General features: G+C 66.7%; 18 protein-coding genes and 1 pseudogene. 14 read left to right on the top strand and 5 right to left on the bottom strand.

Translation table 11 applies throughout. From position 1 onward, the window contains the following. Positions 1-2,456: EAL domain-containing protein (locus tag I71_RS12920; protein WP_049976084.1), on the top strand; the 2,456-nt coding region annotated here is incomplete at its 5' end. A 22-nt stretch (positions 2,457-2,478) separates the two neighbouring features. Here the strand turns inward: I71_RS12920 and I71_RS35900 are convergent. From I71_RS35900 to I71_RS12910, 3 genes are all read right to left on the bottom strand, one after another. Next, on the bottom strand, positions 2,479-3,192 hold the full coding sequence (locus I71_RS35900) for a sulfotransferase (RefSeq protein ID WP_159107377.1): 714 nt from the start codon (positions 3,190-3,192) through the stop codon (positions 2,479-2,481). 244 nt (positions 3,193-3,436) lie between these two features. Further along, the gene (locus tag I71_RS12915; RefSeq protein ID WP_042695262.1) at positions 3,437-4,555 is read right to left on the bottom strand and encodes a sulfotransferase family protein; all 1,119 of its coding nucleotides are present in this window, start codon (positions 4,553-4,555) and stop codon (positions 3,437-3,439) included. A gap of 183 nt (positions 4,556-4,738) precedes the next feature. Then, the gene (locus I71_RS12910; protein ID WP_042695261.1) at positions 4,739-6,073 is read right to left on the bottom strand and encodes an acetylornithine deacetylase/succinyl-diaminopimelate desuccinylase family protein; all 1,335 of its coding nucleotides are present in this window, start codon (positions 6,071-6,073) and stop codon (positions 4,739-4,741) included. A 174-nt stretch (positions 6,074-6,247) separates the two neighbouring features. Between I71_RS12910 and I71_RS12905 the strand changes: the two genes are divergently transcribed. From I71_RS12905 to I71_RS12895, 3 genes are all read left to right on the top strand, one after another. Further along, entirely contained in the window at positions 6,248-7,087 is an 840-nt protein-coding gene (locus I71_RS12905; RefSeq protein ID WP_042695260.1) for a 2-keto-4-pentenoate hydratase, read from the top strand. Positions 7,088-7,232: 145 nt separating this feature from the next. Then, positions 7,233-8,204 (top strand): DMT family transporter, encoded by a 972-nt coding sequence (locus I71_RS12900; RefSeq protein ID WP_244433804.1) that lies wholly within the window; start codon positions 7,233-7,235, stop codon positions 8,202-8,204. 71 nt (positions 8,205-8,275) lie between these two features. Further along, positions 8,276-8,725: a DoxX family protein gene (locus tag I71_RS12895; protein WP_042695259.1), complete on the top strand. Its 450-nt coding sequence runs from the start codon at positions 8,276-8,278 to the stop codon at positions 8,723-8,725. A 166-nt stretch (positions 8,726-8,891) separates the two neighbouring features. On the opposite strand, the gene I71_RS12890 is transcribed toward I71_RS12895, so the two are convergent. Then, complete coding sequence (locus tag I71_RS12890) at positions 8,892-9,407, bottom strand: adenine phosphoribosyltransferase (protein ID WP_042695258.1); 516 nt, start codon at positions 9,405-9,407, stop codon at positions 8,892-8,894. A 218-nt stretch (positions 9,408-9,625) separates the two neighbouring features. Between I71_RS12890 and I71_RS12885 the strand changes: the two genes are divergently transcribed. The 10 genes and pseudogenes from I71_RS12885 (at position 9,626) to I71_RS12840 (ending at position 21,586) form a co-directional block, all read left to right on the top strand. Beyond that, the gene (locus I71_RS12885; protein WP_244433803.1) at positions 9,626-10,789 is read left to right on the top strand and encodes an MlaE family lipid ABC transporter permease subunit; all 1,164 of its coding nucleotides are present in this window, start codon (positions 9,626-9,628) and stop codon (positions 10,787-10,789) included. Next, complete coding sequence (locus I71_RS12880) at positions 10,789-11,586, top strand: ABC transporter ATP-binding protein (protein ID WP_042695256.1); 798 nt, start codon at positions 10,789-10,791, stop codon at positions 11,584-11,586. Before I71_RS12885 ends, I71_RS12880 begins: the two co-directional genes overlap by 1 nt. A 9-nt stretch (positions 11,587-11,595) precedes the next feature. Next, positions 11,596-12,555 carry an MlaD family protein gene (locus I71_RS12875; RefSeq protein ID WP_042695255.1) on the top strand — a complete coding sequence of 320 codons (960 nt, stop codon included), beginning with the start codon at positions 11,596-11,598 and terminating at the stop codon, positions 12,553-12,555. Positions 12,556-12,590: 35 nt separating this feature from the next. Next, entirely contained in the window at positions 12,591-13,205 is a 615-nt protein-coding gene (locus I71_RS12870) for an ABC-type transport auxiliary lipoprotein family protein (protein WP_244433802.1), read from the top strand. Between the two features lie 126 nt (positions 13,206-13,331). Next, positions 13,332-14,096 carry a DUF6969 family protein gene (locus I71_RS12865; RefSeq protein WP_042695253.1) on the top strand — a complete coding sequence of 255 codons (765 nt, stop codon included), beginning with the start codon at positions 13,332-13,334 and terminating at the stop codon, positions 14,094-14,096. 187 nt (positions 14,097-14,283) lie between these two features. Further along, positions 14,284-15,420, top strand: a complete 1,137-nt coding sequence (locus I71_RS12860; RefSeq protein ID WP_042695252.1) for a DUF2336 domain-containing protein — start codon at positions 14,284-14,286, stop codon at positions 15,418-15,420. After that, complete coding sequence (locus I71_RS12855; RefSeq protein WP_244433801.1) at positions 15,417-16,766, top strand: ATP-binding protein; 1,350 nt, start codon at positions 15,417-15,419, stop codon at positions 16,764-16,766. Before I71_RS12860 ends, I71_RS12855 begins: the two co-directional genes overlap by 4 nt. An 18-nt stretch (positions 16,767-16,784) precedes the next feature. Continuing rightward, a complete protein-coding gene (locus I71_RS12850) occupies positions 16,785-17,975 on the top strand; it encodes a GNAT family N-acetyltransferase (RefSeq protein ID WP_049976082.1) in 1,191 nt (396 codons plus the stop codon). Positions 17,976-18,041: 66 nt separating this feature from the next. Then, positions 18,042-19,750 (top strand): annotated as a pseudogene (gene ade, locus I71_RS12845) (adenine deaminase). Positions 19,751-19,915: 165 nt separating this feature from the next. Then, positions 19,916-21,586, top strand: a complete 1,671-nt coding sequence (locus I71_RS12840; RefSeq protein ID WP_042695251.1) for a CocE/NonD family hydrolase — start codon at positions 19,916-19,918, stop codon at positions 21,584-21,586. Here the strand turns inward: I71_RS12840 and I71_RS12835 are convergent. Then, positions 21,583-22,249: Fic family protein (locus I71_RS12835; RefSeq protein WP_042695250.1), on the bottom strand; the 667-nt coding region annotated here is incomplete at its 5' end. The genes I71_RS12840 and I71_RS12835 overlap by 4 nt on opposite strands.

Here is a 22,249-nt window from a genome sequence, read left to right as displayed (position 1 = left end):
GCCCGTTCGTCGAAGCGCTGGATTTGCCGCAGCGCTATCCCGGCATCGTTTCCATCGCTTTTGCCCGTGCGGTGCCGGCCGCCCGCGCCGGCGATCTGGTGGCGTCGATGCGGGCGTCGGGCCTGTCGGACTTCCGCATCTGGCCGGAGACCGGCGGGTTCGAGCAGGTTGTCAACCTCTTCAACGCCCCGGTCAGCGCGGTGAATGCACGGGCCATCGGCTTCGACATGATGTCGGAGCCGGCGCGGCGGGCGACCATCGAACGGGCGCGCGACAGCGGAGAGCCGGCCGCCACCCGAGCGCTCACGCTGAAGATCGACGAGGCGGCGGGAGCAAAGCCGGCTTTCCTGCTGTATCAGGCCACCTACCGCGGCGATCCGCTGCCGCCGTCGCTGGAGGCGCGTCGTGCCTCCTTCAGCGGTGTCGTGCTGACTCCGATCAGGATCGGGTCGCTGGTTGACGGGTTGATCGACCAGGACCGCACCGGCACCGGCATCGAGATCTACGATGTGCCGCCGGCGGAGGCCGCATTCCCGCTCTACCGCAGCCATCGTCCGCTGGAGGCCGAGCCTGCTTATTCGCTGGTCCGCGAGCTGCCGGTCGGCGGGCGGATTTGGACCATCCGATACGACAGTCTTCCGGATGGCCTGATCACCGCGCATGATTGGGTGCCCGGCGCTCTGCTGGCTGGCGGCATCGCACTCGGCGTCGCGCTGGCGTTGGTCCTGCGCATGGCATTGGTCACCCACTCCCGCGCGGTGGCGCTGGCCGGCGAGATGACGGCCTCGCTCCGCCTGCAGGAGGCGGAACGGCGGCAGCTGTTCACCCAGGCGCCGCTGGGTATCGCGCTGCTCGGCACCGATGGGCTGATGATGGACTGCAATCCTGCCTTCGCGGCCGCCGCCGGACTGCCGCAGCGGGATTTGCTGGGCGCCGACATGCGTCTGCGCTTCGGCGATCAGGCGTCGGTCTTTGCCTTGGAAGCGGCGTTGCAGGGTGAAAGCGGCAAGCTCGAATCGGACCAGCCGCTTCTGTTGGGGGGACGGCGCAGCCATTTCAGTCTGCATTTCCAACCCGTGACTGCGGACGGCATCCTGAAATTCGTCCTGGCCTTCGCCGAGGACATCGGCGAGAAGCGACGAGCCGAGCAGCACATCAACTATCTCGCCCATTTCGATGCGCTGACCGGGCTGCCCAACCGCGTTCTGCTGTATGACCGCATCGCTCAGGCGCTGCGCGAAGGGCGGCGCGACGGCACCAAGGTGGCGGTGCTGTTCATCGACCTCGACCGCTTCAAGGTCATCAACGACAGTCTGGGCCACAGCTTCGGCGACGAGGTGCTGCGCTCGGTGGCTCGCCGGCTGCAGGCGGGCTTGAGGGAATCCGATACGGTGGGCCGGTTGGGCGGAGACGAGTTCCTGATTGTCCTCCGCCGGCTGGGGGAGCCGAAGGATGCGGCCTGCGTGGCGGAAAAGGTGGTGGCGCATCTGGCCAGCCCCTTCGTCGTCGGCGGCCAGAGTTTCGTGGTGACGCCCAGTATCGGCATCAGCCTCTATCCCGACGATGCGGACGATCCCGAAGGGCTGATCCGTTGTGCCGACATCGCCATGTACCATGCCAAGGCGCAGGGTCGGAACGGCTTCCGGTTCGTCACCAAGGAGATGGGGGCGAAATCGCGTGAGCGCATGGACCTGGAGGGAAGCCTGCGCCAGGCCATCTGCGACGGTCAGCTGTTCCTGGTCTATCAGCCCCAGGTCGACACCCTGACCGGCCGCATCGTCGGGCTGGAGGCGCTGCTGCGTTGGCGCCATCCCGAGGAGGGGCTGATCCTTCCCGGCCGTTTCCTGCCGGTGGCGGAGGAGACCGGTCTGGTTCTGGCAATGGGCGACTGGGTGCTGTTCGAGGCCTGTGCCCAGATCCGTCGCTGGCGCGCACAGTTCGATCTGTCGATCCCGGTGGCGGTCAACGTCTCCGGTGCCCAGTTCCGCGACGGACAGCTGCCGGAAAAGGTCGCCCGCGCGCTGGACGCCAACGGCCTGAGCGGGCCGGAACTGGAGATCGAAGTGACGGAAAGCACCCTGATCGACGATGTCGAAGCGGCGGCGGCGACCCTGACCGCCTTGAAGGAACGTGGCATACAGATCGCGCTGGACGATTTCGGCACCGGCTACTCCAGCCTCAGCTATCTGCACCGGCTGCCGATCGACAAGCTGAAAATCGACCGTTCCTTCATCCACGATCTGTCGACCGGCGTCAGCGATGCTTCCGTTCCCCGCGCCATCGTCGGGCTGGGCCGCAGTCTCGGCCTGTCGGTGATCGCCGAGGGGGTGGAGACACAGGAACAGCTGCAGCTTCTGCGCGACCTCGCCTGCGAAAGCTACCAGGGCTTCCTGTTCAGCCACCCCATCCCGGCGGACGAGGTGGAGCGGCTGCTCACCAGGAAGACGATCACGTAGATCTCATACCGTGAAAGGACACTCAAACGACCTCGAACCCAAGGCTGGCGGCATAATCAACATCCTCTCGATCGAATATATCGGTCCCGGCCTTCCGCCAACGCCCGATGGACGCCGGAGGAGATACAATAAGGCTCAACTCTTCCAGCTCTTTCCTGCTTACGTCGTAACTGAGGAAATTGCAAATTTCGCCTATGGTCGTTTGTGGCGATGCGCAAAGATGCTCGTATTTTATAATAAGAAAACGTCCATGGTTGGATTTTTCTTCCGATATGCGCATCACCCTTCTGTGGACTGCGCACCAATATTTAAGAGAGTATCTTGGCGTGATGATGCTTTGTTTGCGCCCGCCGAGGACGTGGCTTCCCCAGAGGCGGGGCTGGTTCTGATTTTCACTGTGTGCCATATCCAAGCCATTCCGAATGACATGAATATACTTCAGGGTTGGCAGGACTTTACGCAGTCTGTCGACAACGATATGTGTGTTGGGTTCCTTCCATCCCCAACGGATGGCTTTTTCCACGCTCATGTGGTGTGTCATATCGCGGGAGAAATCCTCCACAAGTCGGGAGAATTTTTCTTCTGGAAGATCGAGTATCTCGGTTCTTTTAAATATTCTTGAAAAGAGCATATTGTCATAAGATTGGTTTAGCTCTTTCCCAATAAAATAACCGATGGACTGGACTATACTTGCAACAACCCGAGTTCCGCTTCCCCCGATGGCGCCGACTGCCACGGGCGATTGCGATGATGTGCTCAGCTTTTGATGGGATAATTCCTGCATTTTTCCAAAATTATCAAGAAACCGTTCAGGGACATAAATACGCCATCCTCAAACCCGGTCGGTTTTCTCGAACAGGATATGGGAAGGGCATGGTTGAGCACGGCAATCCCTGCGCCGATGCCGCCAGGCGTTTTCAAGCCGAATCATCTTGTGGTGCGGTGTGCCCGGTAACTCGGGTGAGCCGTTCACATCTGCGTCATTTGGCCATTATCGGAGCGTCTTTCGCCCCTTGCAGCAAGCCGGAGATTTGTGCGTCACGGTCGCCCAGGGCAGCGGTCAACGCTGCGATCCTGGCGCCGTAGGTGGCCAAGGCGCTGTCACGTTCGCTGACGGCGGCGGTCAGCGCCGCGACGCTGGCACCCTGAGTGGCCAAGGCGCTGTCACGTTCGCCCAGGGCGGCGGTCAACGCTGCGATCCTGGCGCCGTGGGCGGCCAAGGCATTGTCGCGTTCTCCGATGGCGGCGGTCAACTCGGAGATACGCTTCTCCATTTGCTGTTGCGCGAAGTGAACGATGGCACGGCTGTTCGCCAAAACCATTCGGGCCTGACGCGCCACCCGGGTCAGTGACTCTCGCCAATCGGAAGCCAATGGAGCGGACCGCATGGCTTGGTACAACTGCTCCGTGATCGGAAGGCGGAGTTGCGGCTCTTGCCTTTCCTCATCGTGACGGAATTCACGCACAACCTTGGCCTGGACGGCTTCGGTCAAATCGATGTCGTCGCCGCCCCAGGGGAGGGAAAGCACGTCGATCAGGTGCATGGCCTGCTCAAGCGGGCGAGTGAACCAATCCTCGAAATGGACGACGGCTTTGATTTCGCTCCCAACATAGCTGAGCGCATTGGTATAGCGTTCCACCCAGAGCAACTCGGACTGTTCGAGCGGAAGTCCATCCCGCTTGGCCAGCGATTGCATCACGCCGCGTGGATGGCGGACCGCCAGGACATACTGTGGCCTCACGCCGAGTTCGTGGAAGATTTCCTTCCACAGCGGCAGAAGCCGGGCCGTGCGCGGATCTTTGAACCCCCAGACCTTATGCCCCTTGGCGATCTCGGCGGCCACCAGCGTTGACAGCTCCGCTTTCGCCTGTCTCATGGCGGGCAGCCGCCACCATGCCGGGGGGAGCGGCTTCAGCGCCGAAATGTCCTTCCACTGGAAACCGAGCGCCAAGAAGGCGCGCTCATGGGCTTCCATGACCAAACGGGCCTCGAAATAGCCATTCGGATTGTCAGGATGTGGCGGCAGCAGGTCTTCGCTAAGTTCAACCCCAAGCGTATGGAGAATATCTGTGCACAACGAAGTCCCGGCGCGGTCCATCCCCAGAACCACGACAACATTACGTGCCGTTCTGACGGATGATATTGCTAATGTATCCGGTATTACATCGGCAGATTTCATAATGGACCGGCCTTCATAGGATCGTGACGCTTATTGTTAAGCATCTTACGGAATTTTTGCAATCCAAAAGTGCTGGTGGGGAATGTCGTGGGCGGCGGCGCGTCAGAATTGGCTGTCGCCGAACGATGCGCTTCGTCGCCCGCGCTCTCCCCTCTCTTCCAGCAATTCCAACGTCGCCAGCGCCATCACCTGGGCCGATCGCACCATGTCGTCGATGCCGACCCATTCGTCGGGCTGGTGGGCGAGGTCGAGGATGCCGGGGCCGTAGGCGATGCAGTCCTTCAGCTGCCCAATGCGCACCACATGCTTCTGGTCATAGGTGCCGGGGGAAACCACATGCTGCGCCGGGCGGCCCAGCACGGTTTCGATGGCGGCGGCAACCGCCCGCACCACCGGGGCATCGGTGTCGGTCATCGTCGGCAGGAAGGCCAGCACCTCGCGCAGCTCGTAATCGAAGCCGGGGCGGCTGCGGCGGAGATCCTCCAGGATGGCGACGATCTCGCCGCGCACCGCCTCGGGATCCTCCTCGATCAGATAGCGGCGGTCGATCACCATGCGGCAGCGGTCGGGCACCATCGGGCTGGGCAGCCCGTCATGATCCTCGCGCTGGCCGCCATGGATGGCGTTGATGTTGATGGTGGATTGGCGGGCACCCTCCGGCACCACCGGCATGTCGGTGCGCTTGGCGGCCAGTCGGGGAATCAGCTCCGTCTCGATCCGGTGCAGCACGGCCCCCATGTGGCGCACCGCGCAGTTGCCGAGGAAGGGCATGGAGCCGTGCGCGACGCGGCCCCTGGTCTCGATCTCCGCCCACCAGACACCGCGATGGCCGATGCAGACGCGGTCGACGTTCAGCGGCTCCGGAATGATGACGTGATCGACCCTCGGACGCGAGAAATAGCCGAGCTTCGCCAGATGCCCGACGCCGCCATAGCCGCCGGACTCCTCGTCCACCGTGCCGGAGATCTCCAGGGCGCCCGCTGTCAGCAGCCCTTCCTCCAGCAGCGCTTCCGCGGCGATGATCGACGCGGCGATGCCTCCCTTCATGTCGCAGGCGCCGCGGCCATAGACCCGGCCGTCCTTCACCACGCCGCCGAAAGGATCGACGGTCCAGCCCTGACCGGCCGGCACCACGTCGATATGGCCGTTGAAATGGACGCAGGCCCCCGGCCGGGGCGCTTCGATGCGGGCGACCACGTTGGTGCGCGGATAGCGGTCGCTGTCGCCGGCGGCCCCCTCCGCCCGCACATACTCCACGGCGAATCCACGCGCGGCCAGCCGCCGTCCGATCAGCTCGGCACAGTCGGTGTAGACGTCGCCGGGTGGGTTGACGGTGGGAATGCGGATCAGATCCTGCGTCAGCGCGACCAGATCGTCGCGCCGCGAGTTGATCCGGCGGAACAGCAGCTCGGTTGCGGCGTCGGTGTCGGAGCGCATGGCCTTTCCCGCGGCAATGTCCCTCCAGTGTCGCCGCAAGTGGATGGTTCGTCCACTCCGCCTTTCGATAGGCGCGATGGGAGCGATCCACCATGGGAGCAATCTTTGTGCAGCGCACTTTCCCGGACCGCCGGACGCCGCTACAGTCGCGGCGCCCTTCAGTGGAGATCCTCGATGACCGTCACGCATCCCATCGGACTGAGCGCCCCGACCCTGGCCGACCCGGTGATCGCCGAGGTTGCGGCCCGCTTCGTCGCCGCCCGCCGCAGCGCGACCGGCCTTGCCGATTTTCCCGGCCCGCTGCCGGACGACCTCGCCACCGCCTATGCCATCCAGGCGACGGCGACTGCGGCCTGGCCCGACGAGGTCGCCGGCTGGAAGGTGGCGCGGGTGCCGCCGGCGCTGGAGGAGGCGCTGGGCGCCATGCGCTACATCGGTCCGATCTTCGCCGGCATGGTGGCGACCGCCGATGGCGGGACGTTGAGCTTCCCGGTCATTCCCGACGGCTTCGGCGCCGTGGAGGCCGAATTCGCCGTGCGGATCGCCGCCGACGCTCCCGCCGACAAGCTGGACTACAGCCCGGCGGAGGCCGCCGCCTTCATCGCCGCCGTCCATGCCGCTATCGAGGTGGCGGGCGGGCCGCTGGCCCCCGTCAACAGGCTGGGTCCGACCGCCTCGACCTCCGTCTTCGGCAACAACACCGGCCTGATCGTCGGCGAGGAGATCGTCGGCGGCGTCGAAGGTGCCGACGCCCTGCGGGCCGAAGTGCTGATCGACGGGCAGAGCGTCGGCGTCGGCAGCAGCGCCAAGCTGCCGGGCGGCATCGCCGCCGCCGTCGCCGTGGCCTTGGGCATGGCGGCCCGGCTGGGCCGGCCGCTGAAGGCCGGGCAGTGGGTGTCCACCGGCGCCCTGACCGGCGTGCACGCCATCGCCATCGGCCAGCAGGCGCGGATCGCCTTCACCGGCTTGACGCCTATGGCCGGCACCGCCGTAGCAGCCGGTCCGGCCGCCTGACGGTTCATTCGCTTCACAATCAGCGCCGCGGCTGGTGCAATCCAGGGTGTGGTGCCGGTCATGGCCGTCCGCCGCCTTGATGGAAGCCAAATGGCTGTGGGGATGCTTGAATGGCGTCCTCCTTCCAGCCGCCGGATTTCCCGTTGTGTCCCAGCCCAGCCTGTCCTCCGAAACCACCGCGCCCGATGCGTCGGGTGCGCGCCTGCTGCCGCCGGTCCAGATGCTGGCCGGGCTGGGGCTTGCCGTGGCGGGGGTGGTCGCCTTCTCGCTGCGGCCGGTCATCATCAAGCTCGCCTACCGCTACAATGTCGATCCGGTCACCCTGATCATGCTGCGCATGGTCTTCGCATTGCCCTTCTTCCTGGGAATGGCGCTGTGGCCAGGCGTCCGGAGAGGCGCCGGCACAGGGGCGCACGCACCGGTCGCCGGACGTGACCTCGCCCTGACCGTGGCGCTGGGCGTCACCGGCTATTACGCCGCCAGCTTCTGCGATTTCCTCGGGCTGCGCTATGTCTCGGCCGGGATGGGACGGCTTCTGCTGTTCCTGTATCCGACCATCGTCGTCGTGCTGTCCGCGCTGTTCCTCGGCAAGCGGATCGGCCTGCGCGAGGTGGTGGCGCTGGTGGTCTCCTATGCCGGCGTCGCGCTGGTGGTGTGGTCGGAGATCGGAACCGGACATCCCGACTTCATGACGGGGGCGTCCCTGGTCTTCATGGGAGCCTTCCTCTATTCGATCTATCTGGTCGGCAGCAGCCGGGTGGTGCAGCGGATCGGTTCCATGCGCTTCACCGCCTATGCGATGACGGCGGCCTGCCTGTGCTGCATCCTGCAATTCCTGGCCCTGCGTCCGCTGTCGGCACTCGACCTGCCTCTGCCGGTCTATGGGCTGTCGGCGGTGATGGCGGTGGTCTGCACCGTGCTGCCGGTGCTGATGACCGCGGAGGCGCTGCGGCGCGTCGGCCCCAATCTGGTGGCGCTCTCCGGCGCTATCGGCCCGGTCGCCGCCGCCGTCTTCGGCTATCTGGTGCTGGCGGAGCCGATGGGCTGGCTGCAACTGGCCGGGGCCGGCCTGACCGTGGCCGGCGTGATGATCATCAGCCTGTGGAAGACCGCCTGAGTTTTTCCCCTGGGAATAACCGGCCGCCTGCCGTCGTCTCATCTTCCAACACAATGAAAGGGATTTCCGAGATGACGAACTATGTGAGCACATCGGCTGGCTACGGTGCCGCGACTGCCGGCCAGGATGCGCTGCTGCTGGCGGCCCGCGTCCTGCTGGGCGCCATCTTCGTGCAGAGCGGGCTCGGCAAGCTGATGGCGCTCGGCGGCTTCATCGCCGGGATGGAGAGCCAGGGCGTGCCGATGGCCACCATCGTCGCCCCCATCGGCGCGCTGGTCGAGGCGTTCGGCGGGCTTGCCATCGTCCTGGGTGCCTGGACCCGGCTGGCGGCGCTGCTGGTTGGCGTCTTCATCGTCGCCGCCACCCTGATCGCCCACCGCTATTGGGAAGCCGCTCCCGACGCCATGAAGATGCAACAGATCCAGTTCATGAAGAACCTCGCCATCATCGGCGGCTACCTGTCGCTTGTTGCGTCGGGCGGCGGGCGCTTCAGCATCGACGGCTGGCTGTCCCGCCGCTAAGCCGCCGAACCGGACTACGACTCGCTCCCGACGCCATGAAGATGCAACAGATCCAGTTCATGAAGAACCTCGCCATCATCGGCGGCTACCTGTCGCTTGTTGCGTCGGGCGGCGGGCGCTTCAGCATCGACGGCTGGCTGTCCCGCCGCTAAGCCGCCGAACCGGACTACGACTCGTACGCCATCAGCGAGAGGCTGGGCACGTCGATCCGGTCACGGCCATTCAGGAAGGTCAGTTCCACCAGGAAGGCGGCGGCACGAACGTCGGCGCCGACCTGGCGCAGCAGGTTGATGGCAGCGGCCATGGTGCCGCCGGTGGCCAGCAGATCGTCCAGCACCACCACGCGCTGGCCCGGTTTCACCGCGTCGGCCTGCACCTCGATGGTGTCGGTCCCGTATTCCAGATCATAGGAATGGGCGATCTTGTCGCCTGGGAGTTTGCCGCGCTTGCGCACCATGATGAACCCGATGCCCAGTGCCAGCGCCAGCGGGGCGGCGACCAGGAAGCCGCGCGATTCGATCCCGACCAGCAGGTCCGGCTTGTGCGGGCGCACCGCCTCGGCCAGCTCGTCGATGGCTGCCTTCCAGGCGGCGCCGTTCGCCAGCAGCGGCGAGACGTCGTAGAACAGGATGCCGGGCTTCGGGAAATCCGGAATGCCGCGGATATGGTCTTTCAGGTTCATCGAAGGTCTTGTCCGTAAGGAATCGCATGCGGGAATGAACGGCCGGGTCCGCCATTCGACACTCTAGCGGCTGCCCACGCCGGCGCAAAGACGCGAGTGGGAGCTGGGACGATACGGCCATGAGCCGGATGGGGTTGACCATCCGACGATGCTCCGCCACGTTCCAGACGCGCCGGGCGGATGTACCGGTGAATGTGCGGATGCGTGCGGCGGAGCCTGTGGCAGCGACTTTGACCAAGGACGAGGCATCGGACAGGGCCCGGATCGATGCCGGTCCGGAGGATGGCGGGTGGCGGATCGGTGCCGTCGGGCGCTGGACCCTGCATGCCGCCTCCACCGCGTCGGACGCGATCGACCACGCGCCGCAGCCGGCCGCCGGCACCGCGGTTCGGCTCGACCTTGCACGGCTGGAGGCGCTCGACACCGTCGGCGCCTATCTGCTGAACCGGCTGGCCGAGCAGCTGGGAGCGGATGGGCATGCCGTGGCGGTGGTCGGGCTGCGGCCCGAGCATGCCGCCCTCTACGATGCCGTGCGCGAGGCCGGCAGGGCGCCCCCCCATCCGATCGAACGCGAGCATCACCCGATTCTCGACATGGTCGTCCGCACCGGCGAGACGACGGTGCATGCCGCCAGGGAGGTCCGGGACCTCGTCGGTTTCCTCGGCCTCGTCACCGTCACCTTCGTCCGGCTGATCCTGCGCCCGTCGCGCCTGCGCCTGACCTCCGTCCTGTTCCACATCGAGCAGACCGGGCTGAACGCCCTGCCGATCCTGGGGCTGCTGTCCTTCCTGATCGGCGTGGTGCTGGCCTTCCAGGGGGCGGACCAGCTGAAGCGCTTCGGGGCGGAGCTGTATGTGGTCAATCTGCTGGGCATCTCCGTCCTGCGCGAGATCGGCATCCTGATGACGGCGATCATCGTCGCCGGCCGCTCCGGCTCCGCCTTCACCGCGCAGATCGGCACCATGAAGGTGAACCAGGAGGTCGACGCCATCGGCACGATGGGCCTCGACCCGGTGGAACTGCTGGTGGTGCCGCGGGCGCTGGCGCTGATGATCACCCTGCCGCTTCTGGCCTTCTATGCCGACGTGATGGGGCTGTTCGGCGGGGCGGTGATGGCCTATGCCACACTGGACATCACCTTCGGTCAGTTCATCCGCCAGCTTCACAGCGCCGTCGGCATCAACACGGTGATCGCCGGCCTGATCAAGGCGCCGGTCTTCGCCCTGGTGATCGCCATGGTCGGCTGTTACGAGGGGCTGAAGGTTTCCGGCAGTGCCGAGAGCGTCGGCACCATGACCACCAAGGCGGTGGTGGAGGGCATCTTCCTGGTGATCGTCATCGACGCGGTGTTCTCCGTCCTCTTCTCCATGCTGGGGGTGTGATGGCCGGCGATCCCGTCATCCGCGTGCGGGGACTGGTCACCCGCTTCGGCCCGCAGACCGTCCATGACGGTCTCGACCTCGACGTCGAGCGGGGCGAGGTGCTGGGCGTCGTCGGCGGATCCGGCACCGGCAAGTCGGTGCTGCTGAAGGAGATCCTCGGCCTGATCGACCCGGCCGCCGGCCGGATCGAGCTGCTGGGCCACGACACCGCCGACCTCGACCGGGCGGAGCGCACGGCGCTGCAGGCCCGCACCGGCGTGCTGTTCCAGAACGGCGCCCTGTTCAGCTCGATGACGGTGGCGGAGAATGTGATGCTGCCGCTGAAGGAGCACACCGACCTGCCTCCGGGGCTGATCGCCGAGGTGGCGCGGGTGAAGATCGCCATGGCCGGACTGCCACCCGATGCCGGGACCAAGCATCCGGCCCAGCTGTCGGGCGGCATGATCAAGCGTGCCGGCCTCGCCCGCGCCCTGGCGCTCGACCCTGACATCCTGTTCCTGGACGAGCCGACCGCCGGTCTCGACCCCATCGGTGCCGCCGCCTTCGACACGCTGATCCAGGGCCTGCAGCGCAGCCTGGGGTTGACCGTCTTCATGGTCACCCACGATCTGGACAGCCTGACCTCCATCTGCGACCGCATCGCCGTGCTGGTCGACAGGAAGATCCGGGTGGGCACCCTGGCCCAGCATCTGGCCGACCCGCACCCCTGGATCCACGACTATTTCCACGGGCCGCGCGGCCGCGCGGCCCTCGATGCCAAGGAGCGCAACGACGCTCGGCAGTTTGCGAAAGGGTAGGGGCACGCCATGGAAACCCGCGCCAGCTATGTCCTGGTCGGCAGCTTCGTGCTGGCGCTGGTCGCCGGCCTGCTGGTCTTCACCGCCTGGATCGCCAAGGTTCAACTGGACGAAACGCGCGAGACCTACCGCATCTATTTCACCGGCTCCGTCACCGGGTTGCAGCAGGGAAGCCCGGTGCGCTACCGCGGCGTGCCGGTGGGAACCGTATCGGACATCCGGCTCGACCCTGACAACGTGACGCGGGTGCGGGTGACGATCATGGTGCAGAACGGCACGCCGATCATGTCCGATTCCATCGCCTCGCTTGAGCTGCAGGGGATCACCGGTGGCGCCTATGTCCAGATTTCCGGTGGGACCGTGGAGGGCAAGCGTCTGACCGCCACCGACGCCGACGGGGTGCTGACCATTCCGTCGCGGCCCAGTTCTCTGACCGCGGTGGTGGACAGCGCGCCGCAGCTGGTCAACCGTGCACTGGAAGTCATCACCAAGCTGGGCGAGATGCTGAACGGCGACAACCAGAAGGCCATTGCCGACATCCTGGCGAACGCCCGCACCATCAGCGCCGAGCTGGCCCGAGCCGGCGCCGGTCTGGAGGAGACGATGACCCAGGCGCGGCAGACCCTGCATGGCTTCGAGACGGTCGGGCCGCAGCTCGACCGCACGCTGGCACAGGCACACGACACGCTGGCGACGGTGGACGGCACCGCCAGGCAGTTGGGCGGCGAGACGCGCGACCTTCTGCGGTCGCTGAAGCGTACGTCGGACACGCTGAACACGCTGGTCGCCGAGAACCGTGAGCCTGTGCGGGACTTTACCGCGACGGGGCTGTATGAGTTGACGCTGCTGATCACCCAGCTGCGCGATCTGTCCGGACAGCTGTCGCGGGTGGTCACGCGGATCGAGAACGACCCGTCGAACTTCCTCTTCGGCGGGACGCGGCAGGGTGTGGAGGTGCGTGGGAAATGAGGCGGGCGACGATGGGCCGAGAAAGTACGGGGTTTATGCTGGGCCGGATCCTGGGAAGCGTCCTGCTGGTGGGGCTTGCCGCCTGTTCGACGCTGAATCCGACGGCGCCGCATCTCTACACCCTGACACCGCGCGCCAGTGTCGCCCCCGGCCCCAAGGCCGACTGGCAGCTGCTGGTGGAGACGCCGGCGGCGGCGGCCGGCATCGACACGCCACGCATCGCGCTGGCCCGCACGCCGACCTCGCTCGACTATTTCGCCGACGTATCCTGGGCCGACCGGGCGCCGAACATGGTGCAGGGGCTGATCGTCCAGACCTTCGAGGACAGCGGCCGCATCGTCTCTGTCGGTCGTGACACGGTGGGGCTGCGTTCGGACTATGTGTTGAAATCGGAACTGCGCGACTTCCAGGCCGAATACGCCACCCCCAGCGCCGCCCTGCCGGACCGCGTGCATGTGCGCCTGTCGGCCAAGCTGGTTGCCATGCCGCGCCGGACCATCGAGGCGGGCGAGACCTTCGAGGCATCGGCGCCGGTGCGCGGCCGCTCCTTCACCGATGTGATCGCTGCCTTCGACGAGGCGCTGGGCCAGGTCACCGGCAAGCTGGTGACATGGTCGCTGTCGCAGCGTTTCCACCCGTCCGGGATCTGACGGCCAGCTACCGGGACGCGAGTTGCAATTAGATTGGCAGCCTTAGGTGAGGCAACCGAAAAGGCCTTGCCACGCCCGCATAGCCGCGTACGTAATAGGGATGTTCGCGCAGCGCAGGATCGGGCGATGACGGATTTGTCGGACGTGTCCCGGGAAGAGTTGGAGGCGATGGCCGAGGCGGGACGCGAGGTGCGTCTGTGCCAGCGCGTCCTGGCCAAGACCGGCGATACGGTGGTGGGCGAGCTTCTGCGCGGCCACGGCACGCTTTACGAGTGGAAACACTATCCGCCGGGCGATGTCTACGACGCCGAATTCCATGCCCAGTATTATTACCACTGTCATCCCGAAGGCGAACGGCCGCAGGGGGAGCATGGGCATTTTCATACCTTCCTGCGCCCGCACGGCATGCCGCCGGGCCTGCGGCCGGCGCCGCTGGCCGATTTCGTGGCGCCGGACAACGACAACGATGCGTTGTCCCATTTGATCGGCATCGCCATGGATGTGGCCGGCCAGCCGGTGCGGCTGTTCACCACCAACCGCTGGGTGACGGGGGAGACCTGGTACGGGGCCGACGACGTGATCGCCATGCTCGATGCCTTCGAGATCGACCATGCCCGTCCGTCCTGGCCGGCCAACCGCTGGATCACCGCGATGATGCGGCTGTTCCGTCCGACCATCGTCGGTCTGCTGCGCGACCGCGACGCTGCCATCCGGCGCTGGGCGGACAGCCATCCCGACGCCTATGTCTATGAGGATCGCGGGCTGGAGGTCGCCTCGCAGAGCCACATCTCGGTGGAGCGGCAGATCGCCGAGGTGTCGCTGCAGCTGCGTGGTACACGCCGCCGACGCTCCATCCTTCCGGAACCGCCGAGCTTCGTCGAAATGCCGTGAACGGTTTCTCCTTCCTTGGACCTATGACCGCAGGTCGTGGGCCTATGACCGCGGGGTGTTAAGGAAGGTTCAACCGTTTCGGAAGATCCTCGACCTTGTGGACAAGTCTCCGCCCACATCCGCGCGGGTTTCGTCCTTCCGCGACATGATATGGAGACGGACCAGGGGCAGGAAGGGTCCGGCACCCATGAATGACGGTTTCAAGACGGGTCATCTGACCCAGCAGGATGTGGCCCGGCTTCTGGCCGACCCGTCGCCGAACAGCCGGACCGATCTGGCCGCCAAGCTGGCTCAGCAGTTCGACAGCCCGGAGCTGTCGCAGACAGAGCGACAGCTGGCGGAGGACATCATCCGCGTGATGGTGAAGGATACGGTCCTGCGTGTCCGCCAGACCCTGGCTGAAAATCTGAAATCCAGCCCCTCCCTGCCGCGGGACGTCGCCCTGACCCTGGCCCGTGACGTGGAGGCGGTGGCGATCCCGGTGCTCAGCGTCTCGACCGTGCTGACTCCGGCCGATCTGGTCGAAATCCTGCGGTCGGGTGCCGACGCCAAGAGCACCGCCATCGCGCAGCGCCCGACGGTTCCGGCCGCGGTCGCCGACGCGCTGATCGAAAGCGGGTCCGAACGCGCGGTCGCGGCGCTGGTCGCCAATGAGGGGGCGGAGCTTGGCGAGCAGAGCCTGGGCCGTGTCATCGACCGCTTCGGCGCCAGCGAGGCGGTGCAGGATCCGCTGGTCCACCGCTCCAAGCTGCCGATCACCATCGCCGAACGGCTGGTTGCCGTGGTGTCGGAGCGGCTGCGCCAGCATCTGGTCGCGCACCACGAGCTGCCGTCGAAGGTCGCGTCGGAGCTGATCCTGCAAAGCCGCGAACGGGCGACCGTCGCCCTGTTCAGCGGGGAGAACGACGAAGGGGCGCTGGACCGGCTGGTGACCCAGCTCGCCCGCACCGGCCGCCTGACTCCGTCTCTGCTGGTCCGCTCGCTCTGCACCGGCGACATCGCCTTTTTCGAGATGGCGATGTCGCGGATGGCGAATGTCCCGCTGACCAATGCCCGGCTGCTGATCCACGATGCCGGGCGGCTGGGGCTGAAATCGCTGTACGACAAGGCGAAGCTGCCATCGGCTCTGCTGCCGGCCTGCCGCATTGCCATCGACGTGCTGAAGGAGACCCCCTATGACGGCGAACCGGGCGACCGCGAGCGTCATCGCCGCCGCGTCATCGAGCGCATCCTGACCCAGTACGAGGACCTGGCACCGGAGGATCTGGAGTTCCTGCTGGCGAAGCTGGGCGACATGATGCAGCCGGAGAATGCCGCGGCGTGACCGGCCCGACCTTCTTCTCCGCCCCGGTTCCGCCCCTGGCCCCATCTCCGTCCGGTGGTTCGGCTGACATCGTTCTGCGGCTGGAACTCCGGATCGCGGAACTGGAGGCCGCCCTGCGCCAGAGCGAGGCGCGGGCCGGCGAGGCGCGTTTCCGGTCCCTGCTGCGGACGGCGGCCAGCATCATCCTGGTGCTTGGCGACGACGGCCGCATCCTGGAGGCCAACCGCGATGCCGAACGCACCTTCGGGCTGGAACCCGGCAACGCCATCGGCCGCCCCTGGACCGAGGTGATGAGCGAGCAGCCGGCCGGCGCCTTCGCCGCACAGATCGCCGCCGCGGCCGAGGGCATGGAGGTCCGCAATTTCGAGCAGATCCTGCGCGAGCAGGACTGGATGGGCGAGCGGGTTCTGCTGTGGAACCTGAACCGGTTGCCGGAAGCAGACGGTGCGCCGGCCGGCATCCTGTGCGTCGGTCAGGACATCAGCCGGCGCAAGCGGGCGGAACTGGCTCTCCGTCAGGCCCGCGACGAGCTGGAGATGCGGGTTGCCGAGCGGACCCGTGCCCTGATGCAGGAAATCCAGGAGCGCCGCCGCGCCGAACAGGCGCTGATCCAGGCGAAGGAGCTGGCCGAACTGGCCAACCGGGCCAAGAGCGAGTTCCTGGCCAACATGAGCCATGAGCTGCGCACGCCGCTGAATGCCATCATCGGCTTTTCGTCGATGATGGAAAGCGAGATTGTCGGGCCGCTCGGCCATCCCAAATACCTCGACTATGCCAAGGTGATCGGCAAGTCGGGCCAGCATCTGCTGGCGGTCATCAGCGACATCCTGGACGTCGCCAAGATCGAGGCCGGCAAGCTGGAGATGCATCCGCAGCCGATGGACGTCCGCGATGCGGTGGAAAGCTCGCTTCTGCTGATCGCCGAGCGGGCCGAGGAAGGCGGCCTGATGCTGACCCATGACATTGCCCCCGACACCCCCCATCTGCTGGGCGATCCGGTGCGGGTGAAGCAAATCCTGCTGAATCTGCTGACCAATGCGGTGAAGTTCACGCCGGCCGGCGGCAGCGTCGCGCTGCGCGTCCGCCCGGAGTGCGGCCGCATCCTGATCGAGGTGGCGGACACCGGCATCGGCATGAGTGCCGAAGGGATCGCCATCGCCCTGCAACCCTTCGGTCAGGTCGACAGCCAGCTGTCCCGCCGCTCCGGCGGCACCGGACTGGGCCTGCCATTGGTGCGCTCCTTCGTCGATCTGCTGAACGGCACGCTGGATATCCGCAGCCGCGAGCGGGAAGGTACGACGGTCAGCGTTCGTCTGCCGATGGCGCTGCCCTATGACGGGGAATGATCTGGAAATGGCCTGCCGATGATGCCCGAGCCGGTCGTTCAGGCCGGTGACCGGCGCGATGAGCCATTGTCGGTCGCGATGGTGTTCGGGATTTCCGGCGTCGATCCGCTGGAATGGGATGCCTGTGCCGCCGGCAAGGGACCATTCCTGAGGCATGCCTATCTGAAGGCGGTGGAGGAATGCGGGCTTGCCGGGCCGGATAGCGGCTGGCGTCCTGTTCATATGATCCTGCGGGAGGCTTCGGGCCGGCTGGTCGGAGCGGCTCCCCTCTACTTGCGCGACCGGTCGACGGACGAGTTCTGGCCCGAACGGGCATGGGTCGAGGGCTTCCAGGCCTCTGGCGGGCGCTATTTCCCCAAGCTGGTGATGGAGGTTCCCTATGCGCCGGTGACCGGGCCGCGCATCCTGTTGCGCGAGGGCGCGCCGTCCGGTGCGGTCGATATGCTGACCGGCGCCTTGCGGTCCTTTGCCCACCGTCACGGCTTGTCGTCCATCCATGTCGCCTTTCCCGACGAGGAGGACCGTGCCCGTTTCGAGGCGGCGGGTTGGCTGACCCGTCATGGTATCTGTTACGAGTGGCGGAATCAGGGGTATCGCGACTTCGCCGACTTCACTGGCTCCCTGACGTACCGCCGGCGCGCCGCGCTGCTGTGGGAGCGGCGCAAGGTCATGGAAAGCGGAGTGCGGTTCCGCGACGTGCCGGGCAGCCGGGTGGGAGAGGCCGATGTCATCGCCTTCCTGGAGCTGCTGGCCGATCTCTATGTCCGCAAGGGGAGGCGCTTGGCGCTGACCGCGGACTTCGTCCTGCGGCTCTGTGCCGCCTTTGGCGACAGCCTCACGCTGACCTTTGCCGAAGCGGGCGGTGTCACCATCGCCGCCCTGCTGACCATGGAAGGGGACGGCTGCCTCTATGCCCGCAACTGGGGGGCGAGGGAGACCTTGCGGCTGGTCCATTTCGAGGTCGGCTATCACCGCACGGTCGAACGCGCGATCGCCCGTGGGCTGGACCGGGTGGACGGCGGGCGCGGCGGATCGCACAAGCCGGCCCGCGGTTTCCTGCCGAAGCTCTGCCATGCCTGCCATTGGTTCCTGCACACCAACATGCGCCTTGCGGTGGCGGAAGGGCTGGAACTGCACAATGCGAAGATTCTCGCCGCCTTCGCCCAGGAGCAGGCCCGCTCCCCGTTCCGTCGGCAGGCCGGCCGATAGCCGCTTGCACGCGGCGGCACGGCGGGCCACCTTGCCTCTTTGAATGGACGACAGGCAGGGTGGGACATGACGGTAAGCCGCGACGATCTGAAGACGCGCATCGGGCAGGCGCTGGGCGAGGCCAAAGCCGATCTGGTCATCAAGAACACGCGCTTTCTCAATGTCGTCACCGGCGAGATCGCGGAAGGCGACATCGCCGTCTGTGGCGAGGTGATCGTCGGCACCTACGAGTCCTATGACGGGGTGGAGGAAATCGACGGGCGTGGGCTGACCGTGGTTCCCGGCTTCATTGACACCCATGTCCATTGCGAGTCGACCTGCGTCACCCCGCAGGAGTTCGACCGCTGCGTCCTGCCGCGCGGCACCACCACCGCCATCTGCGACCCGCACGAGATCTGCAATGTGCTGGGCGAGCAGGGACTGCGCTATTTTCTCGACAGCGCGGGGGGCACGACGCTCGACCTGTTCGTGCAGTTGTCCTCCTGCGTGCCGGCGACGGAGCTGGAGACCTCCGGTGCCCGACTGGAGGCGCCGGACCTGATCCGTCACATGGACCATCCGCGCGTGCTGGGGCTGGCGGAGTTCATGAATTTCCCCGGCGTCTTCCACAAGGTGGACGGCGTGCTGGACAAGCTGGCGGCCTTCGACGGGCGCCACATCGACGGCCATGCGCCGCTGGTGACGGGCAAGGAGCTGAACGCCTACCTGTCCTGCGGCATCCGCAACTGCCATGAGACGACCAGCGCCGCAGAGGCGATGGAGAAGCTGCGCAAGGGCATGCAGGTGCTGATCCGTGACGGGTCGGTGTCGAAGGACGTCCATGCCTCGCCGAGTTGATCAAGCCGGAACCCTCGCCCTTCCTGGGCTTCTGCACCGACGACCGCACCCCGCTGGACATCGCGGAGGAGGGGCACATGGATCACCTGATCCGCAGTGCCATCCGCCTGGGTGCCCCGGTCGCCCATGTCTACCGTGCCGCCACCTGGTCGGCCGCCCGCGGCTTTCGCCTGTATGACCGCGGGCTGGTGGCGCCGGGACATCGCGCCGACCTCGTCCTGCTCGACGATCTGGAGGATTGTGCGGTCAACCGTGTCATCCGCAATGGCAGGATCGTCGGTCCGCACAGCTTCGACGGCCGGCCGGCGGTAACGCCGGTGGGGCTGGATTCCGTGAAGCTGGAACCGGTCGCGCAGGAGGATTTCGCCGTGCCGGCCGGCGGGTCCGTCCAGTCGGTGATCGGGCTGGAGCCTGGCAAAATCCTGACCGAACACCGCCGGATCGAGGTGCCGGTGGTGGGTGGCCGGATGGTCGCCGATCCGTCGCGCGACCTGTTGAAGATTTGTGTCTTCGCCCGCCACGGCAGCAACCGCAACATCGGTCGCGGCTTCGTCCAGGGCTTCGGTCTGACGGAGGGGGCGCTGGCCTCGTCGGTCGGCCATGACAGCCACAACATCTGCGTGGTGGGGGCGAGCGACGCCGACATGCGCGTCGCGGTGAACCGGCTGATCGAGCTTCAGGGCGGCTTCGTCGCCGTGCGCAACGGGCAGGTGGTCGGCGAACTGGCTCTGCCATTGGCTGGACTGATGAGCCTGGAGCCCTTCGAGGTGGTCGAGGCCAAGCTGCGCTCCCTGCGCGCCGCCGTCCGCGTCATGGGCTGTCCGTTGGCCGAACCCTTCCTGCAACTGGCCTTCCTGCCGTTGCCGGTCATCCCGCACCTGAAAATCACCGACCGCGGCATGGTCGATGTCGACCGCTTCGAGCTGATTGCCGCCTGAACGGGCATATTGCCCTGAAAGATGGCGGCAGCCTGGAAACTGGGCGGGCGATAAGACGGCCTGCCCAGCGCATGAGCGTGGAAATGATGCGGTTGGACCACTGGCACGAGCTTTGCCACGACGACACATTATCTGTTGTCTGTCATCGAGCGAGCCTGACCCGCCATGACCCATCTGGCCCCGATGATTCATCAGTCGCACAGCCTGCTGCCGGTTCGGCCGCCGGAAACCGTGTCGATGCGGACACGGGATGGCGTGCGTCTGGATGCCGACCTGTACCGGCCCGATGCCGCCGGCACTTGGCCGGTCCTGTTGCTGCGCGCTTCCTGCGGCCGGCGCACCGCCCTGACCAGCCATTACGCCCATCCGCGCTGGTACGCGGCGCATGGCTATGTCGTGGTGGTGCAGGACGTACGCGGCTGCGGCACCTCCGACGGCCGGTTCCGTCCCTTTGAAGCGGAGCGGGAGGACGGGGCCGACGCCGTGGCCTGGGCGGCTTCACTGCCGGGGTCGTCCGGAGCGGTGGCGATGTATGGCTGCGGCTATGCCGGGATGACGCAGTGGCTGGCGCTGGCCGAAGGGCCGGCGGCCCTGCGTGCGGTGGCGCCGGCTTTCGCCGGCTGGGACGTCTTTTCCGACTGGGCTTATGAGGGCGGGGCCTTCCGGCTGGCCGACGCCATGGGCTGGGCCCTGCGTACCGCGGCCGATGCGGCACGCAGGGTGGAGGATGGCACCGGACACCGGGTGTTGTCGGATGCGGCGCGCAGCCTGCCGATCGACGACGAGATTCCGTCACGGCCGCAGGCTCTGCGCGATTATGCCCGCTACACCCACTATGACGACTGGCTGACCAACCCGGTGCCCGGTCCGGCCTGGGCCGCGCTGTCGCCAAAGGCGATGGCGGATGCCATGCCGTCCGACGTGGCGGTGCTGCAGATCGGCGGCTGGTACGACCCGCGGCTGGCGGGCATGCTGGACGCCCATGAGCACGTCAAGGCACGGGGGCGTGCGGCGGTCCGGCTGGTGGTCGGCCCCTGGGGCGCCGATGGACAGGGTGCCGATGGACATCCGGCGGCACCGGGGCCGGCACCGACGCTCGACACACTGCAACTGGCGTGGTTCGACCGTGTGCTGAAGGGCGAGGGGGGCGACCGCGGCGCTCCGGTCCGCCTTCACGATATGGAGACCGGGCGTTGGCATGATCTGCCTGCCTTGCCGGCGGCCGAGGCGGTGCTGCATCTGTCCAGCGAAGGCCTCGCCAACCGGCAGGGCGGACGGCTGGAACTGGAGATGCCAGGAACCGAGGCGCTCGACGTGGTGGTGCACGATCCGCGCAGGCCGGTGCCGACCGTCGGCGGCCATGCGGTGCCGGATGCCGCCGGTCGCCTCGACCGCGCCGCCGTCGACCGCCGTCCCGATGTCGCCACCTACACCAGCCTCCCGCTGGGCGAGCCGTTGACCCTGGCCGGGCGGGTGGCTCTGGATGTCTGGGTGGAAGCCGACGCCCCGTCCTTCGATGTCAGCGCCGTGCTGTCGGTGGTGCGGCCGGACGGGCAGGTGCTGCCGCTGACCCAGGGGCATGCGCGGGTGGAGCCGGGCGACCCGACCCGGCCATTGACCATCGCCATGCGGGCGGCCTGCGCCACGCTTGCGCCGGGATCGGCGTTGCGCCTCAGCCTTGCCGGATCCTGTTTCCCGGCCTATCCGGTCAATCCCGGCACCGGAGCAGAGCCGGGAGAGACCCGCCGGGTCGATGCACTGCCGATCACGCTGCTGATCCACAGCGGCCCCGGCCGGCCGTCGCGCCTGCGCCTGCCGGCCGGACTGTCCGCTTAAGGCGCTCCGTCTTTCTCCGCCCGGTCTCCATCCTGGCCGGCGGCCTCCAGGCAGAAATCCAGGCTCCGGGACAGGAAGCGCAGCATCAGGTCACGGAAGGGAGTCTTGTCGCCGACCGACCACGCCCGCTCGACGAGGTCCAGATACAGGTTGCGGTCGTCGGCTTCGATCACCACCGGCGGGTAGCCGGCGCGGTTCAGGATCAGGTTGCACAGCAGCAGCGCCGTCGCCCGGTTGCCGACCTGGAAAGGGCGGATGGCGCTCAGGCGGTGATGCGCCTCGAAGGCGGTGTCGGGTCCGGCGTCCGACTTGCGCATCCAGGTCGAGAGTGCCGACATCGACACGCGCAGCTTGGCCGGGTCGGGAGCGGTTTCCGCCGGATCGTCCTGCGGCGGGCCGTTGCGGTATTTGCCGGCGTCATCCTCGATCCCGCGATAGAGCACGCTGTGGAAGGCGGCGACGGTGCGTTCCGTGACCGCACCCGTCGGGTCGAAAGACAACCGTGCCATCAGCTCCAGGGATCCACGATGGTTCAGGACGAATCGCTGCTCCTCAACCGCGCGATGGCGCAGGATGCTGCCACGCTCCAGGATCGTCTTCACGTCGTCGCGCTTGAGCGGAATCTCTTCCAGCGCAGCGGCGGCGACGGTCAAATCCAGCTCG

The sequence above is a fragment of the Azospirillum sp. B506 genome (assembly GCF_000333595.1).
Classification (GTDB): Bacteria; Pseudomonadota; Alphaproteobacteria; order Azospirillales; family Azospirillaceae; genus Azospirillum.
This window is presented reverse-complemented; position numbering and strand designations above follow the sequence as displayed.

Coding starts and splice junctions, on each gene's coding strand:
- I71_RS12860 (WP_042695252.1), top strand. CDS start 14,284: ATGAATGACGGTTTCAAGACGGGTCATCTGACCCAGCAGGATGTGGCC.
- I71_RS12895 (WP_042695259.1), top strand. CDS start 8,276: ATGACGAACTATGTGAGCACATCGGCTGGCTACGGTGCCGCGACTGCC.
- I71_RS12880 (WP_042695256.1), top strand. CDS start 10,789: ATGGCCGGCGATCCCGTCATCCGCGTGCGGGGACTGGTCACCCGCTTC.
- I71_RS12915 (WP_042695262.1), bottom strand. CDS start 4,555: ATGGACCGCGCCGGGACTTCGTTGTGCACAGATATTCTCCATACGCTT.
- I71_RS12890 (WP_042695258.1), bottom strand. CDS start 9,407: ATGAACCTGAAAGACCATATCCGCGGCATTCCGGATTTCCCGAAGCCC.
- I71_RS12870 (WP_244433802.1), top strand. CDS start 12,591: ATGCTGGGCCGGATCCTGGGAAGCGTCCTGCTGGTGGGGCTTGCCGCC.
- I71_RS12875 (WP_042695255.1), top strand. CDS start 11,596: ATGGAAACCCGCGCCAGCTATGTCCTGGTCGGCAGCTTCGTGCTGGCG.
- I71_RS12850 (WP_049976082.1), top strand. CDS start 16,785: ATGATGCCCGAGCCGGTCGTTCAGGCCGGTGACCGGCGCGATGAGCCA.
- I71_RS12840 (WP_042695251.1), top strand. CDS start 19,916: ATGACCCATCTGGCCCCGATGATTCATCAGTCGCACAGCCTGCTGCCG.
- I71_RS12910 (WP_042695261.1), bottom strand. CDS start 6,073: ATGCGCTCCGACACCGACGCCGCAACCGAGCTGCTGTTCCGCCGGATC.
- I71_RS12905 (WP_042695260.1), top strand. CDS start 6,248: ATGACCGTCACGCATCCCATCGGACTGAGCGCCCCGACCCTGGCCGAC.
- I71_RS12865 (WP_042695253.1), top strand. CDS start 13,332: ATGACGGATTTGTCGGACGTGTCCCGGGAAGAGTTGGAGGCGATGGCC.